The organism is Aquimarina sp. RZ0, assembly GCF_008370685.1.
Taxonomy (GTDB): Bacteria; Bacteroidota; Bacteroidia; order Flavobacteriales; family Flavobacteriaceae; genus Aquimarina.
This window is the reverse complement of record NZ_VTZU01000020.1, coordinates 28,439-44,132: the sequence shown is the minus strand read 5'-3', so window position 1 is coordinate 44,132 and position 15,694 is coordinate 28,439. Positions and strand designations below refer to the sequence as shown.

General features: G+C 30.9%; 14 protein-coding genes, 1 other RNA gene and 2 pseudogenes. 15 read left to right on the top strand and 2 right to left on the bottom strand.

The features are described from left to right. Positions 1–3 precede the first annotated feature (3 nt). The 10 genes and pseudogenes from F0000_RS09455 to F0000_RS09410 all read left to right on the top strand — a co-directional run bounded on the left by F0000_RS09455 (position 4) and on the right by F0000_RS09410 (position 8,556). Positions 4–246 (top strand): acyl carrier protein, encoded by a 243-nt coding sequence (locus tag F0000_RS09455; protein ID WP_149624475.1) that lies wholly within the window; start codon positions 4–6, stop codon positions 244–246. Then, positions 243–491, top strand: a complete 249-nt coding sequence (locus F0000_RS09450) for a poly(3-hydroxyalkanoate) depolymerase (protein WP_149624474.1) — start codon at positions 243–245, stop codon at positions 489–491. The genes F0000_RS09455 and F0000_RS09450 overlap by 4 nt, the downstream gene beginning before the upstream one ends. Before the next feature lie 11 nt (positions 492–502). Next, complete coding sequence (locus tag F0000_RS09445) at positions 503–1,750, top strand: beta-ketoacyl synthase N-terminal-like domain-containing protein (RefSeq protein ID WP_188112073.1); 1,248 nt, start codon at positions 503–505, stop codon at positions 1,748–1,750. A gap of 9 nt (positions 1,751–1,759) precedes the next feature. Then, positions 1,760–3,004: a hydroxymethylglutaryl-CoA synthase family protein gene (locus F0000_RS09440; RefSeq protein ID WP_149624472.1), complete on the top strand. Its 1,245-nt coding sequence runs from the start codon at positions 1,760–1,762 to the stop codon at positions 3,002–3,004. Beyond that, a complete protein-coding gene (locus F0000_RS09435; RefSeq protein ID WP_149624471.1) occupies positions 2,995–3,783 on the top strand; it encodes an enoyl-CoA hydratase/isomerase in 789 nt (262 codons plus the stop codon). Before F0000_RS09440 ends, F0000_RS09435 begins: the two co-directional genes overlap by 10 nt. Before the next feature lie 270 nt (positions 3,784–4,053). Continuing rightward, positions 4,054–4,533, top strand: coding sequence for a biotin/lipoyl-containing protein (locus tag F0000_RS09430; protein ID WP_223148889.1), 480 nt, complete (start codon positions 4,054–4,056; stop codon positions 4,531–4,533). Between the two features lies 1 nt (position 4,534). Then, entirely contained in the window at positions 4,535–5,497 is a 963-nt protein-coding gene (locus F0000_RS09425) for an acyltransferase domain-containing protein (RefSeq protein WP_149624469.1), read from the top strand. A 433-nt stretch (positions 5,498–5,930) separates the two neighbouring features. Further along, the gene (locus F0000_RS09420) at positions 5,931–6,686 is read left to right on the top strand and encodes a 4'-phosphopantetheinyl transferase superfamily protein (protein ID WP_149624468.1); all 756 of its coding nucleotides are present in this window, start codon (positions 5,931–5,933) and stop codon (positions 6,684–6,686) included. Positions 6,687–6,884: 198 nt separating this feature from the next. Next, positions 6,885–7,720: pseudogene (locus tag F0000_RS09415) on the top strand (transposase). 200 nt (positions 7,721–7,920) lie between these two features. Next, on the top strand, positions 7,921–8,556 hold the full coding sequence (locus F0000_RS09410; RefSeq protein WP_149624467.1) for a transglutaminase family protein: 636 nt from the start codon (positions 7,921–7,923) through the stop codon (positions 8,554–8,556). Positions 8,557–9,089: 533 nt separating this feature from the next. On the opposite strand, the pseudogene F0000_RS09405 reads toward F0000_RS09410, so the two are convergent. Continuing rightward, positions 9,090–10,213 (bottom strand): annotated as a pseudogene (locus F0000_RS09405) (IS3 family transposase). Between the two features lie 1,639 nt (positions 10,214–11,852). On the opposite strand from F0000_RS09405, the gene F0000_RS09400 reads away from it, so the two are divergent. The 5 genes from F0000_RS09400 (at position 11,853) to F0000_RS27695 (ending at position 15,281) form a co-directional block, all read left to right on the top strand. Then, positions 11,853–12,269, top strand: a complete 417-nt coding sequence (locus F0000_RS09400) for a hypothetical protein (protein WP_149624466.1) — start codon at positions 11,853–11,855, stop codon at positions 12,267–12,269. Positions 12,270–12,323: 54 nt separating this feature from the next. After that, on the top strand, positions 12,324–12,761 hold the full coding sequence (locus F0000_RS09395; protein WP_149624465.1) for a hypothetical protein: 438 nt from the start codon (positions 12,324–12,326) through the stop codon (positions 12,759–12,761). Between the two features lie 67 nt (positions 12,762–12,828). Then, the gene (locus F0000_RS09390; protein ID WP_149624464.1) at positions 12,829–13,389 is read left to right on the top strand and encodes a hypothetical protein; all 561 of its coding nucleotides are present in this window, start codon (positions 12,829–12,831) and stop codon (positions 13,387–13,389) included. A gap of 45 nt (positions 13,390–13,434) precedes the next feature. Continuing rightward, positions 13,435–13,665 (top strand): hypothetical protein, encoded by a 231-nt coding sequence (locus F0000_RS09385; protein ID WP_149624463.1) that lies wholly within the window; start codon positions 13,435–13,437, stop codon positions 13,663–13,665. Then, entirely contained in the window at positions 13,665–15,281 is a 1,617-nt protein-coding gene (locus F0000_RS27695; protein ID WP_188112072.1) for a recombinase family protein, read from the top strand. The genes F0000_RS09385 and F0000_RS27695 overlap by 1 nt, the downstream gene beginning before the upstream one ends. On the opposite strand, the gene ssrA is transcribed toward F0000_RS27695, so the two are convergent. Beyond that, positions 15,232–15,633: a transfer-messenger RNA gene (gene ssrA / locus F0000_RS09375) on the bottom strand. The two genes, F0000_RS27695 and ssrA, sit on opposite strands and share 50 nt — an antisense overlap. Between the last annotated feature and the right edge of the window lie 61 nt (positions 15,634–15,694).

Below are 15,694 nucleotides of genomic sequence, written 5' to 3'. Positions count from 1 at the left end.
TAGATGAAACCAGAAATTATAAATCTTATTAGAAGAAATCTCCTGGAAATTATTCCTGATTTGGAAGGGAAAGAAATCTCAAATGATGATACTTTGACTGATTTGGGAGCAAATTCAATAGATAGAGGGGAATTAATTACCCTTACTCTTGAACGTCTCGACTATGATATTTCGCGAATTGAATTTGTAGGTGTTCAAACAATAAATGAATTAGCCGATTTGATAAGCAAAAAAAGAATGCTATGAATACTAATGAAGTTTTTTTGCTGATCACAAATAATTTGAAGACAATTGTCCCTGACATAAAAGAAGAAGATATTGCCTACGATTCTAGGTTATGTCTTCTTGGAGTAGGTTCGGTAGGAAGAGCAGAATTAATTGAAAAGACTATTGAAGATTTAGAATTGCAATCTAACCGTTTTGAATTTCATTCTGCAAATAATCTGGGAGAGTTGGCAGATTTGTTATCTCAAAAGATGAGAACAAGATAAGAATGAATCTAATGACGAATAATATTGTAGTGACCGGTATGGGGGTGATAACTCCTATAGGTATTGGCTTAGACTCATTTTCGGAAGCATTGAGAAAAGAAACTGCAAATTTTTCAACAATATCTTTCGAAAAAAACGCCGCCTTATATAAATACCCTATCGCTAAAATAGTAGATTTTGATTTTAGAAAGCAAATTGAAAAAATTAATCTAGATAGCGATTTGATAAATAAAGCAAAGAAGTTAAGACATATTTCAAAAAGTAATGCTTTTGGAATTTATTGTGCACTTGAAGCTTGGAATGATTCTGGTTTAACTAGAGGTTTTGATTTGACTAGAATAGCAATTGTGTCATGTGGTAGTAATACACAACAATCTACTTTACAAGATATACAGGAAAAATATGCAGATAAGTTACAGTTTCTTAACCCTAATTACGGGCTTAACTTTTTCGATACTGATTTGATAGGTATTCTTTCTGAATTATTAGGTGTAAAAGGAGAAGGTCATTCCATTAGTGCAGCCAGCGCAAGTGGAAATATGGGGATCATTCAAGGAAGTAGATTGATAGCAAGTAATGAATATGATGTAGTTATTGTTGTAGCTCCATTGATGGATATCTCTTTATACGAATATCAGGGTTTTACTGCTTTAGGTGCTATGTCTAGAATAGAAAAAAATTCAAAAATTTCTAATATCTATAGACCATTTGATGATCGACATAATGGATTTGTGTATGGACAGTCTGCTGGATGCTTGATTCTAGAATCAAAAGAAAGTGTATTAAATAGAGGGGGAGAATTTTATGGTTCTATCGAAGGTTATGGTATAAATCTGGATGCTAATAGAAACCCTAACCCATCTAAAGAGGGGGAACAGAAAGCAATGCAATCTGCACTTAAAAATGCAGGTATCTGTAGCAAACAAATAGATTATGTAAATACTCACGGTAGCGGTTCAATTGTTGGTGATCTTACAGAAGTAGAGGCATTACTTTCCATAGGTTTGGAAAATGTTAAGGCGAATAGTACTAAATCATTGATAGGACATTCCTTATCGGCTTCAGGTCTGGTAGAAAGCATTGCAAGTTTGATCCAAATTCAAGAAGGTTTTCTTCATCCGACTCATAATTTGGAGAAAGCAATCAGTGACGATATTGATTGGATAAAAAATACACCAAGAAAAATGAATATTAACTATGCTATGAATAATAGTTTTGGTTTTGGCGGCATTAATACCTCCATAATCATTAAAAAATAACTAATAACAATGAATGTAGGAATTGAAGCAATGAATATCTATTGTGGATCAGCAGCATTGGATGTCGTTGATCTTGCTAAAGCAAGAGGCCTAAATATGGATAGATTTGAAAATTTACTAATGAAATATAAATCGGTTCCAATGCCTTATGAAGATCCTATTTCAAATGGAGTAAATGCAGCAAAACCAATTTTAGACACCCTTTCAGATGAAGAAAAAGACAATATTGATCTTGTAATTACCTGTACAGAATCTGGAATAGATTTTGGTAAATCTATGAGTACTTACATACATCATTATTTAAAATTAAATAGGAATTGTAGATTATTAGAACTTAAGAACGCTTGTTACTCTGGTACAGCAGGTTTTCAAATGGCAGTTAATTATATTCTATCTCAAACATCGATAGGCAGAAAAGCATTAGTCATATGTACCGATATTATGCGAACTAGTGTTGTTGACGAATCTAATAAGATGTCATTTGCAGAACCAAGTACTGGAACAGGGGCAGTAGCAATACTTGTGAGTGATAAACCTACAATTTTTCAGGTTGATGTAGGAGCAAATGGATATTATGGTTATGAGGTTATGGATACTTGTCGTCCAGTTCCAGATAAGGAAGCAGGAGATGCAGATTTATCATTACTATCATATTTAGATTGTTGTGAAAATGCTTTTAAAGAATACCAGAAAAGGGTGATAGAGGCTGACTACCTTTCTTCTTTTGATTATCTTTCTTTTCATACTCCATTTGGGGGAATGGTAAAAGGGGCACATAGGACTAATATGAGAAAATTTAAAAAAGCTTCTCCACACCAAATAGAAGCAGATTTCCAAAAAAGAGTTTTACCATCTCTCAATTATTGTCAAAAAGTTGGTAACATAATGGGAGCAACTACTCATTTGGCATTGGCTAGTACAATTGATAATGGAGATTTTGATACTCCAAAGCGTATAGGCGTATTTTCATACGGATCAGGCTGCTGTTCAGAGTTCTATAGTGGGATTGTAACTTCTAAATCTCAAGAAAAATTGCGCCAATTTGAACTGGATAAGCATCTTAATGATCGATATATATTATCAATCGAGGAATATGAAAACACCTTTAAGTTTAATGAAGATCTTAAATTTGGAACAGAATTTTACAAGGTAGACTATACAATGTTTCCAAAATCATTTAACCTTGTTAAAGGAAAGAATAGACTTGTTTTCTCGGAGATAAAGAATTTTCATAGAATATACTCATGGGTGTAATAGAGGATACTCCAAATTATAGAACAATAAGAGTAGCGGAGCATAGAGGAGTTATTACTATTCAACTTTTTCGCCCCGAATTTGATAACAGCATTAATGATATATTAATAAATGAGATATTGAATGTATTAACCAACGCAGAACAAAATAAATCCATCAAAGTTATTATACTAGAAGGTAATGATCGTGTTTTTTGTACCGGAATGGATTTTAATGCTGTAAATAGCGTAAACGCAAATTCAGGTATTAATAATAATCCTAATGACTACTATAATATGCTTAAATTTATAACCTCTTGCTCTAAAATAATAATTACTAAAGTAAAAGGGAAAGTAAATGCAGGAGGCATAGGTCTTATAGCTTCTAGTGATATTGTTTTAGCGGATGATAATGCTACTTTTTCTTTGTCCGAAGCACTTTTTGGCTTACTTCCGGCCTGTGTAATGCCTTTTTTAATACGTAGAATTGGTTTTCAAAAAGCACAATGGATGGCACTTACAACACAGTATATTTCTTGCCAAAGAGCTTATCAAATTGGTTTGGTTGATGAGAAGGGCTCGGATATTAATGATTTAATAAGAAGAAACCTTATTAGATTAAATAGATTGGAAACACAGACTATAATGGATTTAAAAGATTATATGTCAAAGTTGTGGATAATCAATGATAAAACACAAGAACTTGCGGTCAATAGAATCACTACTTTATTAAATTCAGAACGAATACAGGATAATATCAATAATTTTGTCCAAAAAAACAGGTTTCCCTGGCAGAAGTAATAATAGAAGTTATTGTTTTAATTGGGGGAATATAAATTCCAACATGTTGCTTAAGTTTTGTTATAAATTGAATCATTTTTCTTTTACTTGGAATATATAAGAACCTTTGAAATAATTTAATAGGGGGTATTATAATATACTGAATTTTTAGGGAGTTACTTGTTTTCGATTGAATTTTTCAGCTGAAAAACATTGACTTTAATTTCTTACCACCTATGTTAGTTTAGGTATCTATTTAATTATATATTTTTTAAATAATAAAATATGAATTTGAAAGAAGTTAAAAACTTGATTTCATCTGTTATTAGTTCTGAAGTGATCGATTTTAAGTTGGATTATGATGATGTAAAAATAAAGGTAAAATCTAATACAGGAAATAAGACGAAACAGAATGTAAAATCGATATTGAATAAAAATAAGTTATCATTATTATGCAATAATGATATTGAGAACAAAGAGACAACTCGATTTATAAAAAATGAAACTCTATCTATGAAAGTAACAACAAATATTGTTGTTAAATCCCCTTTTATTGGAACCTTTTTTTTACCATCAATAAATACATCTAATTGTATAAAAGTTGGTGGAAAAATAAGAAAGGGAGATTTGCTTTGTTTAGTAGAGTCGTTAAAACTTTTTAATGAGTTAAAAAGTGAAATATCTGGAGAAATTATAAAAATATTTTTGAAAGAAGGTTCTCCAGTTGGGTTTGGAGAACCATTATTTATAGTAAATAGTGATTTATTATAGGATGAAAGATCGTAAATTAATATTTCATTTTTCTGGGCAAGGAAGCCATTATAGAGGAATGGGGTATAAACTATATGAAGGAAATAAAGTTTTTAAAACCAGTTTGGAGAAGAGTGAAGTAATCATCAAGAAAAATATTAATAGATCATTGATAAATGAATTATATTATTCCAAAGAGGAAAACTTTGATGATTTATTGATTACTCATCCCGCTATAGTTTCTATAGAAATTGCTATTTATGAGCTCTTAAAAAGTATGGGGATAGTACCAGATTATACATTTGGAAGTAGTTTAGGAGAATTTGCTGCAGGAGTAGTTTGTGGAATATGGGATGCTAGTACCGCCATTAATGCATCTATTGAACAAGCTAAATCGATTATTAATAGTAATATTGAAGGAGGCATGTTAGTAATAATTAATCAGGATAAGGGTTTTGTTGAAAATATTTGTACTAAATATTCTCTATTTCTGGCAGCACATAATTTTGAAGATCATTTTACTATCTCAGGAATGCTCCAAAATATAAGTGCTTGCCAGTCAGAATTAGAAGAATACAATATTCAGTTTTTTCGCCTTGCGGTACAGGTGCCTTTTCATTCACCTTTGATACCTGAATCGTTAAATAATTTTAGGTATTATATGAATATTATCTCACCATTAAATAAACCCAAATTGAAATTTATTTCTGGATCTAGGTGTAAAGAAGTTGATGTTAAGATATCACAGGATTATTTTAGTGAAGTTGTAACTGTTACTACTAATTATCCGAAATTAATAGATTATGTTGAAAGCAAAGGAACATGTTTGTATATTGATCTTGGTCCCTCTGGAACGGGTTCAAACTTTGTAAAAAATAATTTAGATGTATTCTCAAAATCTAAAACTTTTAAGATAATGACTTCTTTTAAAAAAGAATTTGTTCAAATAGAAAAATTAAAAAAAATACTAAATAATGAGTTATGAATTGAGTTGATTACACCTTTTATGTCCAAAATAGTTTATTAAGATTTATATTTCTAAATAGTACTCAAACTAAGCAACCCTTTATAGTTATAATACTTAATTGAAAATATGATAAAAATCGAAATAGTTCCATACATACTTTTCCTGAAAATTGTGTTTTTTGTATACAATATTATACTGATTTTCTATAATGCCGTGCCCTTCAGGCAGAAAATTTCAGTGCAATCTAAAAATTGAACAGGACCTTATTTAAAAAAAGCTGACTCGGCTAGGAGAAGATGACTATAATTATTTTAACAAATATGGCCTGTCAAAGGCATTCAACGATTCAGTATTCATTATATGTATATTAAAAAGCTAAAAGGAAAGTCTAATTTGAGTTACTATTAAATTACGATTTGACCAATTAAAAGTATATTTTAATCCTAAGTCAATGTATAAAGGTAGAGTCCTCTTAAGAAGAGAGTATAATAATTTTAATGCGGGTTTTTGTATTATTAATAAAAACTTACAAGAATTTATAATAGATACGAATTTATTGCATCCGGAAGAAATAGAGTATTATAAAACGTTGAGATTTGAAAGACGAAAGTTAAGTTATCTATTGGGTAGAGTCTCAGCAAAAAAAGCGATCTTAGAGTTTCTTATAAATGAAAAAAATGGTCAGCATATATCGATAGATTTTGGGGTCTTTAAATTTCCAGTGGTAAAATATGTAAAAAATCAAAATGTTCAAGTTTGTATAAGTCATTGCGAAAACGTTGGTGTTTCTTTAGCATTTCCAGAAAAACATCCATTAGGAATAGATATTGAAAAAATAAGTGAAGACAAAATAAAAACAATGAAAAGTATAATCAGCAAAGAAGAGCAAGAGTTAATATCAAAAATTTCTTTGTCTATATCAGTTGGATACACTTTGATTTGGACCATTAAAGAAGCTTTGTCAAAAATTTTAAAAACAGGTCTTACCGTAGATTTTAAATTATTTGAAATTAAATCTTTAGAAAAAATAGACACTAAATATATAACAACATTTAAATATTTTACACAGTATAAATCTACTTCCAGTCATGTAAATAATTTTGTTTGTTCTGTTGTATCTCCCAAAGAGACTAAATGTAATTTTGATCACCTTTGGAAAGCATTAGAAAACACTATCAATAAAGGACATATTCAACAAAAGATTTGATTTACATAAGTTCATTGGAGATTATAAATGGAAGTTAGATTAAGAAATATTAGTGTTCGCTAATTTTTTTAGAGGCTGGATTTCTAGAAGGAAATTTCAAACTTTTTTGATGTAGAAGTGATTTAAACTTTTAGAAGCAATAAAAATGGGTTGTAGATATTTTCGTTACCACACGTAAATCTCTAAAGTCGACCCATTATGTACACAGTTCTAGACAAAGATACAATTGAAATGGAAATAGTACCTTTTATTCCAAAAACAAAACAAGGCTTTCCTCCAACAATGCCCTTGGTTGAGCTTATCAATGCAATACTCTATAAGCTAAAAACAGGTCTACCATGGAATCAATTACCAGTTAAAGCGTTGTTTGAGAAGAATGTTTTAAGTTGGAACGCTGTCTATTATCATTACAGAAAATGGTGTTTATCTGATACCTTGAAAGATAGTTGGCTTAAATTCTTAAAACTCCACAAGCAACAACTTGATCTCTCCAGCGTGGATTTAGATGGTAGTCATACCCCTGCTATACGAGGAGGCAAGAGGTTGATTATCAAGGACAGAAAAAACGTAAAACTACCAATGCACTCTACCTTACTGACAGACAAGGGGTACCATTAGCTATGAGTGAACCTATATCTGGTAATCATAATGATCTTAATGATATTGAGGTACAGTTTGAGGTGGTAACTGCCTCTTTAAAAGAAGCAGATATTCCAATTGAAGGTTTGTTTCTAAATGCCGACGCAGGTTTTGATTCAAAAACATTTAGAGATTTCTGTGCAAAAAAAGAAATCAATGCTAATGTATGTTTTAATAAACGCAATGGAAATACTCAGAATAGAGAAGAATATTTTGATCAAAAATTATATGACCAGCGTTATATAATAGAACGTACTAATGCGTGAATGGACAGCTTCAGTTCTTTACTCAATCGATTTGATACAACAACAGAAAGCTGGAAAGGTTTTAACTACCTAGCATTCTTTGTGATAGCAATCAAAAAAATTGAAAAAAGAAAAAACATAAAAGTTTAAATCACTTCGTATTCAATTTTTGATTGAAAGAATTTGTAGTACAATTATTTTTTTCTACATTTAGATATGGTATTGTACTACAAACACACGATAAGTCCTAATTAATAATAGTTGTAGTGTTTACAATAGTTTAAAAAGTGTATATCTGCAATAAATTATTGAGTTATGCAAAGGTCATTGATTACAAATTAAAAATAAATATGGATTATTTAGCCTCTACTTATTACTTTGATTATGAAACTGATGAGATTCAGGAAATTATCGATGAATTTAATACGGATGCTTTAACTCCAAAAGAAAAGTCTAAACTCCTATATCTTAAAATTAGAGATTTTTGGAAGTATTATCCTTACACTATTAATTTGTCAAAAGAAAGCTATAAAGCGAGTTCTATTGCTAATAAAAATAGAACTCATTGTGTAGATAAGTCTATTTTGTTAATAGCCTGTTTAAGGGCATTAAAAATTCCTGCAAGAATTCATTTAGCCAAAGTAAAAAATCACATTGGAGTAGAAAGATTAGTCAAGAAATTCGGTACTAACGAACTTACACCTCACGGGATGGTTGATCTATATCTAAATGGTCAATGGTTGAAAGTCTCTCCAGCATTTAATAAAGAATTATGTCGAATATGCAGGGTAGAGCCTTTAGAATTTGATGGTGAGAATGATTCTATATTCCAGGAGTTTAATAATGAAGGAAAAGTATTTATGGAATATTTAGAGGATTATGGTCATTTTGAAGATGTACCGCTTGAATTTATTTTCGATAATGCTAAAACTCATTATCCAAATATATTTGTTGAAAATAAAGGAGTAAATGAGATTAATCTTTAGAACTATAATGTAATGTCTTACTTATTAGAGAAGAAAAAATTAATTGATCTCCTCGCAAAACTAGGTACTGGTTAAACGTAGAAAATCTGAGCTATTTGCACTCTCCTTTTCAACATATTCATGAGGTTATCTAAAAAGATTTAGGCAGTTTTTTGTTTTGAGTTATTTTCTATTTTGGAGTTTTTGACTTCAAAAAAGTTGTAAGGTGTTCATTATCAGTTTTATTTGTTGATGAGCTTTTATACTCTTACACCTACTTTTTTTTTAAATTGTGAGTCATTGCAAATCAACCCAAATTCGATGTCTACTTTTTCCGTTCCTCTCAACATAAATCTTTTGAAGCGGATATTTTGTTTTATATTTCAAAAAATAGCCTCAATATCCAAACACCTTTGTTTTCTATGGGCTATGCAGGAAAGAGCTATCAAAGATGAAGTGCAACAATTTTGAGAAAAGAAAGGCACTACGGGGTAAGAAAATGAGACCAATACTGGAACAAATCAAAATCTGGGCATAGTGACCTCCTCTCATATCTAGGTACTGGTTGAAAGTAGAAAATCCGAGCTATTTTTACTCTTTTTAATATATTCATTGGGGGACATGTCCCCCAATGAACTATGTGGTCTGAAGCTATTATAATCTTCTCTCCAAATATCGAACTTTTCTTGTGCATCTTCCAAAGAAAAGAACCAATTTGCATTAAGACATTCATCTTTAAATGAACCGTTGAAACTTTCAATATAAGGGTTATCTGTTGGTTTTCCAGGTCTAGAGAAATCTAATTCTACTTTGTTTTGGTAAGCCCATTTATCCAAAAATTTACTAATAGATTCACTTCCATTATCAACTTTAATACGTTTAGGAAGGCATTTGGAATATTCAGTTATACGATTCATTAAACCCACCATATCACTCCCTTTTAGTGATTTTCCTGCCTGAATAGCCAAACATTTACGGCTAAAATTATCTACTACAATTAAAGCCCTAAAACGATGACCATTATACAACTGATCAGAAACAAAATCCATACTCCAACACTAGTGTAAACTAGAAGCATTGCCCTCTTTAGGTATCCTATGGGCTGCAGATCGATTTCGTTTAGGACGCGTTTGCTGCGAAGGTTTAATCCTTCTTCACAGTATACCCGATACATACGTTTATGATTATCCATAAAACCTTCTCGTCTAAGTAATATATGAATACGCCAAAAACCATAACGTACTCTTACTGCAGCAATCTCCTTCATTCGCATTCGTAAAAACTCATCATCTCGGTCCTTACTTTTGTAATAGTACATACTCCTTGCCAATAAAACTAATCTACAGCAACGGTTGATAGAGATATTATACTCCATCCTAATGTTACCGACCATCTCCCGCTTTCGAGAAGGTCTTAAAACTTTTTTCAAAACATCTTGTAGAATCTGTTTATCAAGACTAAGATCAGCCACTAACTTTTTTAATTGAGAATTCTCCTCTTCTAAATTCTTCAATCTTCTGAGTTCTGAAACACCTAAACCACCATATTTCTTTTTCCAATTGTAGAAGGTAGCTTCAGAAATACCCATTTTACGACATATCTCCGATATTCGTGTCCCAGTCTCTGCCTGTTTAATGGCAAAAACAATCTGTGATTCGCTAAATTTTGATCGTTTCATAAGCAAATAATAGTTTAAAATTACAAATTTATTTGCTCAGAATTCTCTAATTCTAATCTGTCCTATCTATTTGGAGGAGATCACTTTGCTAAAAAAATAGTTTAAGGTAGGTGATAATTTTACGATAGAAACCTTAATTCGAATAATGGATATCCACGGATTGACTTTGAAGAAATTTTTTAAATAGCTGGAGTAAATTCTTTCCCAAGTTTTTTTGGAAATACCTATCATATCATTTATTGTTAATCTTTTATTTTTTAAACGTTTGTAGTCGTTTAAAATTGATTAAATTGCACATTACTAGCGTGTCGTATAAATTTATAAGCTGTGTATTTAAAACAGAAGGTGGTAATACTCAAATTTCCCGAGAATTGATCCTGTATGATCATCAAATTCTAAACCTGTTCAAAAGGATTTTTCAGATTCATTTGGAGAGATTGACTACTATTTATTCATCATATTCCTATTAATGCAGTTTTAGATTTAAAGATTATAATTTGTAAAAATGTTTTGTGTTAATATTGCTTTTAATCATTGTTAAATAAGGAAATTGTGAGACTAGTAGAAGAGGGTAAGATTATTATGCTATTAAGGTGAATGTTCAGTAAAACTCTCTTTTCGGTTAAATTTTTAAAATTTGTCTTTTGAACTACTCTATTTTGACTTTAAATTTATTCGCTCGATAGTTTAAGCTCTATTAAATTCTATAGTTATTAATTACATAGATAAAAAACTTCCACTCAGGTATTTTTGTATTTGAAAAATAAAAGACTTAAAAATTTTTCCTACTAATTGTAGCATCCAAATATGTTTTTAATCAATAGTTTTCTTTTCACTCGATAATCAAGTATTATAGGATAGGTTTTTAATGGTAAAAATATTTCCAAGAAGAAGTTTTTACCTTAATAAATACTAACAAGACTATTATTGCATAAAAATCTTGCGCTTAAATACATTTTTTAAGCATTGTCTTACTCTCTAAAAAGAAGTTGTAGCTTTAAATTTTAAAACTAGTAATTAATTGAATATTATATTCTTCATTTATAGACAACTTCGTAAGTTCTTATATTTTCGGTCTTTTAGAGATGTATTATTTTTCTTTAAAAGACTATAATGATCAAAACGCTTTATTCTAATAACTTTTAAGTCAATTTATTTTCTCTTTATCTTACAATTTTAGATGCGGTATTTTGATCAAAAAAAGCCTTTTTAAACAATTTTAGAGTCGTTAAAAACCTCCTTTAAAAAAGTTTTACTACACCTTAACATCTGTCAGCTATTATTAAACCTCCTTTTTTCTGTTTTTTGAAACAGGGGAGTAAAAGTTGTGCAATGAATTCTATTTCCAGTTCTATAACTTTACTTCAGTTTTAATACCAAAGGATCCTAAAGGTTATTGAAATATGTAATAGATACAATAAGAAGTTTAATGATTGAGAAATATTAAAAAATCGCTTTTTTCAGTAATTCTGACAACTACCATAAATAGGTGAAATTATTTTCGTACCGCTTGGGTAGCTCGTAGTGCCCGCGGATGCTACAAAGATATTTTTTTACGTCCCGCGGAACACAAAAGGTACGTAGATTTTTGAATGTAATTTCTCAGTTTTAACTTCTTTAATTATTAAAACATACAAAAATGACATTAAGAGAAATTGAATCAGAGAGGCAGGAATATTTTGTCGACTACGAAAAGGTATGGAAAATTATCGAAAAATATAATTGGACTAGAGCGGTTGAAGACAAGATCAAAGGAGCGCATATTGACACGCTTATTTGTACACTTAATCTGTATGAACAATATATAAATCGCAAGCCTTCTGTGGTAGATGAGGATTTTCTTGAAAGAAGGCTTACTATTGATGCTTTTAGAATAGGAAAACTTGCAGGGTATGGTACAAGTACAATCAAAAAACACCTTCAGAAGTTAAAGGATTTAGATGTACTACAGATCGAACTGCCAATACCAAGACATTCAAAAGGCTATTATGATATTCATGTAAGTTCATCGTACATCTTTATTGCAGAACCCATGGGGCTTATACTTACCAAGTAAAATAACCGTGCAGTTCAGAGTATTACATTATTAATTTTTTTAAAAACTATTATTATGAAACAACATCGTTTATTCGTCAACTATCGATTACTTTGGAGAGAAATACAAGACTCCAATAAATTTGAGCCAGTTCACAGTTGGTTATTGAGAAGAGGAAATAGTTATGTCCTTTATCAGCTTTGTAACCGCTACAAAATCCTCTTAAATCAATATATAAAAGAAGGTAAAACTATTGACGTGGATAATTTACCTTTACTTTACATTGGTTCTTCTGATATATACAAAAAGTCGCCATATCGAATGAAATCAATCACCAATGGTTTACAGACTTTAATGCGTCACACATATTGGCATTTAATTACTATCAAACCTATTTTCAATGAGTCAAAATTTATGGTAACTATACCCTTGCGATATTTTTTCTCATTAAGCCAAACAAATCCTAATGAACCTTTAGAAGAGGAAGAAATGAGGAGATATAGGAGGTTTTAAAATGTTAAATTACGATATCGTAATTTATTAGTATATTCGTGTGAAATGTTGAATAAAATCAAAAATAATGTTCGATCCACAATCCGACGAACAAGAAAGCCTGCAAGAGTTGTTGTCTGAAAAATTGTTCAGATCAGAACACCTTTCTTTTGTAACCAATAGACAAGTGCACCATTGGAAAGAAATTGGGTTGATAGACGATCATAGAAAGTATGCTGCCAGTGGAATGAAGAGTAGTTTTAGTTTTTATGAAGCTTTATGGATCAGAATTATTACTGAAATCCGAGCCTTTAGGATTAGTAATTTGACCATTAAAGAAATAAAAAAGTATCTATTTAATAGTTTTAGAGAAAATGCAGTAAACATAAAGGAGGAGCGTATTTTATTCGAAACAATTATTCAGGATATTATTAGTAAGAATCAAGTTATGTTTTTAGTGTTTCTGAATGATAATACAATAAAAATTTTGGATAGAGCGACTTTTATTGGGGAGATATATGATAATAATATTGGTCATCATTTTTCTTTGAGATTAGATACTTTAATTTGGAAAATGTTATCATTATTTGTTTTCGAACTAAAAATAGAACAGATTATTCAACAATATAAAAACACGAACATGGAGTAGTTAGAAATACGGCCGCTACAAGCCGAAAGAGTACAAACCCACCTTATGACCGACGATGCAATCGGAGTAAGGCTATGGAAAACGAGAATGTTAAAGGATAATGAAGTAAGGAAGAAAAAAGAAAAGGTTTCAGGAGTTCAAAGAATGACAGCAGAAAGACTAAGGACTTTTAAAGGATTTGAAACCTACACGGATCAGAAAGCAAAAGAGGCGATTCAACAATTAGAAAATTTTGCCAAAATTATTATTAGGTACATAACCAAGAGAGAAAAGTAATGAAGGATTTATCAATGTTTAATGGCTTTGCCAAGAAAGGAAGTTCAACTGTATTTAAAGCAGATGGAAAAGCGGTGATTTATACCAGAGTTTCTTCAAAAGATCAAATGGATAATGGAGCTAGTTTGGAAACTCAAAAAGTGTACTGCGAACTCTTAGCAAAACGCAAAGGAATTGTAATTGCATCCTATTTTGGAGGGACTTATGAATCGGCCAAAAGTGATGAGCGTAAAGAGTTTACTAAAATGTTGAATTATGTTAAACGTAAAAAGGATATATCTTATATTATTGTCTATTCATACGAACGCTTTTCGAGAACAGGTGCTAATGGAGCTTATATTAGCGATCAATTAAAGAAACAAGGTATTGTCACCTTATCAGCCACTCAAGACTTAGATCCTTGGTCTTCATCTGGTGAATTTCAACAGAATATGTTTTATCTCTGGGGACAGTTTGATAATAATCAGAGAAGAGATAAATGTGTTACAGGAATGCAAAGTAAAGTGCGCAAGGGGTATTGGATTGGTGCAACTCCTTTCGGATACACCAATTTAAATCCAGGTAATGGTAAAATACCAAATCATGTAGTAAATGAAGAAGGAAAATTATTGCGAAAAGCTTTTCTATGGAAAGCGGAACACAATATGGCACATACTGAGATTGCAAAAAAACTCAAAGAGAAAGGATTGAATGTAACGGATAAAAAGCTAAGTAAATATTTTAGAAATCCTTTTTATTGTGGTGTTATTGTAAATTCTATAGTTCCAGGAGAAGTAATAGAGGGGAAACATGAAGCAATGATCTCAAAAGAAACGTTTCTAAAAATACATAATCTATTGCAATCTAGAAAGGATGGAGTTAAATATACTTTAGAGGATGAAAACCTTCCTTTAAAAATGTTTGTTCGATCATCTACTTGCAATACTCCATACACGGGTTATATTGTCAGAAAAAAAGGATTATATTACTATAAAAACAGAAGAAAAGGAAGCAAGGAGAATAAGAGTGCTAAAATTATGCACCGGAAATTTAAAGAACTATTAACCACCTTTTCATTTAGAGATACAAAATATATTCCTCCGTTTAAAGAAATTTTGACCTACACATTTTATGAAATGAACAAAGAACGGTTAGAAGATATTAAAAGAAAGGAAGATGAATTAAGACAACTTCAAACAAAATTGGACAGAATAGAAGAACGATTTGTTTTTGAGGAAATTTCAAAAGATCAGTATGATAAATTCAGAAGTAAATTAGAGCAGGAAAAATATCAAATTGAAGAAGAAGTCCAAAAAAATGATTTTAAGAGTTCGAACCTTGAAAAAGCATTGGATTTAGGGTTGCAGTATTCTTGTAACCTCCCATCATTATGGGAATCAGGAGATATCGAAACCAAAAGAGCAGTTCAATTCATGGTATTTCCTGATGGAATCTTGTATGACTTTAAAAACGATACATTTCGAACTTCCAGAGTGAATTTAATTTTTGATTCAATTAAATCATTATCAGGCAGTTGTGGCGTAAATAAAAAAGAGAATCTTCATTTTCAAAATGAAGATTCTCTTTTGGTGGAGTCGGAGGGATTCGAACCCTCGTCCAAACAAGTAATTCAATAGCTTTCTACACGCTTAGTTTTTGTTTAGATTTTCGTCAGCTTGCCGGCCAAAAACTACCAACGCACTGCTTATTCTCAATTTGATTTCAAAACTGTATCAAGACCCTACAGTTTCTAGGTCTACTTTTACGGTGTCTTTAATTCAATCGCCATAAACCAAGGCTTTTGAGAGACAGCCAGCTTGTTCGCCTTGCGAACCGAGGCATTATCCTACTATAGTTCGGATTATGCAGCCATGGCAAATTCTTGAGAATCGCCGTTTAAAAAAGTGAAGTAGATATTAACGAGCATTAACCTCATAGCTCGGCGTGCTTACCACCACATTAATCTCGCTGTCAAAACCAGTCGACCCCATTTTTTTAATTCTGAATTCAGAATTGGGTGTGCAAAGATAATCATAATTGTCATATCTTA

Coding starts and splice junctions, on each gene's coding strand:
- F0000_RS09455 (WP_149624475.1), top strand. CDS start 4: ATGAAACCAGAAATTATAAATCTTATTAGAAGAAATCTCCTGGAAATT.
- F0000_RS09450 (WP_149624474.1), top strand. CDS start 243: ATGAATACTAATGAAGTTTTTTTGCTGATCACAAATAATTTGAAGACA.
- F0000_RS09445 (WP_188112073.1), top strand. CDS start 503: ATGACGAATAATATTGTAGTGACCGGTATGGGGGTGATAACTCCTATA.
- F0000_RS09440 (WP_149624472.1), top strand. CDS start 1,760: ATGAATGTAGGAATTGAAGCAATGAATATCTATTGTGGATCAGCAGCA.
- F0000_RS09435 (WP_149624471.1), top strand. CDS start 2,995: ATGGGTGTAATAGAGGATACTCCAAATTATAGAACAATAAGAGTAGCG.
- F0000_RS09425 (WP_149624469.1), top strand. CDS start 4,535: ATGAAAGATCGTAAATTAATATTTCATTTTTCTGGGCAAGGAAGCCAT.
- F0000_RS09420 (WP_149624468.1), top strand. CDS start 5,931: ATGTATAAAGGTAGAGTCCTCTTAAGAAGAGAGTATAATAATTTTAAT.
- F0000_RS09410 (WP_149624467.1), top strand. CDS start 7,921: ATGGATTATTTAGCCTCTACTTATTACTTTGATTATGAAACTGATGAG.
- F0000_RS09400 (WP_149624466.1), top strand. CDS start 11,853: ATGACATTAAGAGAAATTGAATCAGAGAGGCAGGAATATTTTGTCGAC.
- F0000_RS09395 (WP_149624465.1), top strand. CDS start 12,324: ATGAAACAACATCGTTTATTCGTCAACTATCGATTACTTTGGAGAGAA.
- F0000_RS09390 (WP_149624464.1), top strand. CDS start 12,829: ATGTTCGATCCACAATCCGACGAACAAGAAAGCCTGCAAGAGTTGTTG.
- F0000_RS09385 (WP_149624463.1), top strand. CDS start 13,435: ATGACCGACGATGCAATCGGAGTAAGGCTATGGAAAACGAGAATGTTA.
- F0000_RS27695 (WP_188112072.1), top strand. CDS start 13,665: ATGAAGGATTTATCAATGTTTAATGGCTTTGCCAAGAAAGGAAGTTCA.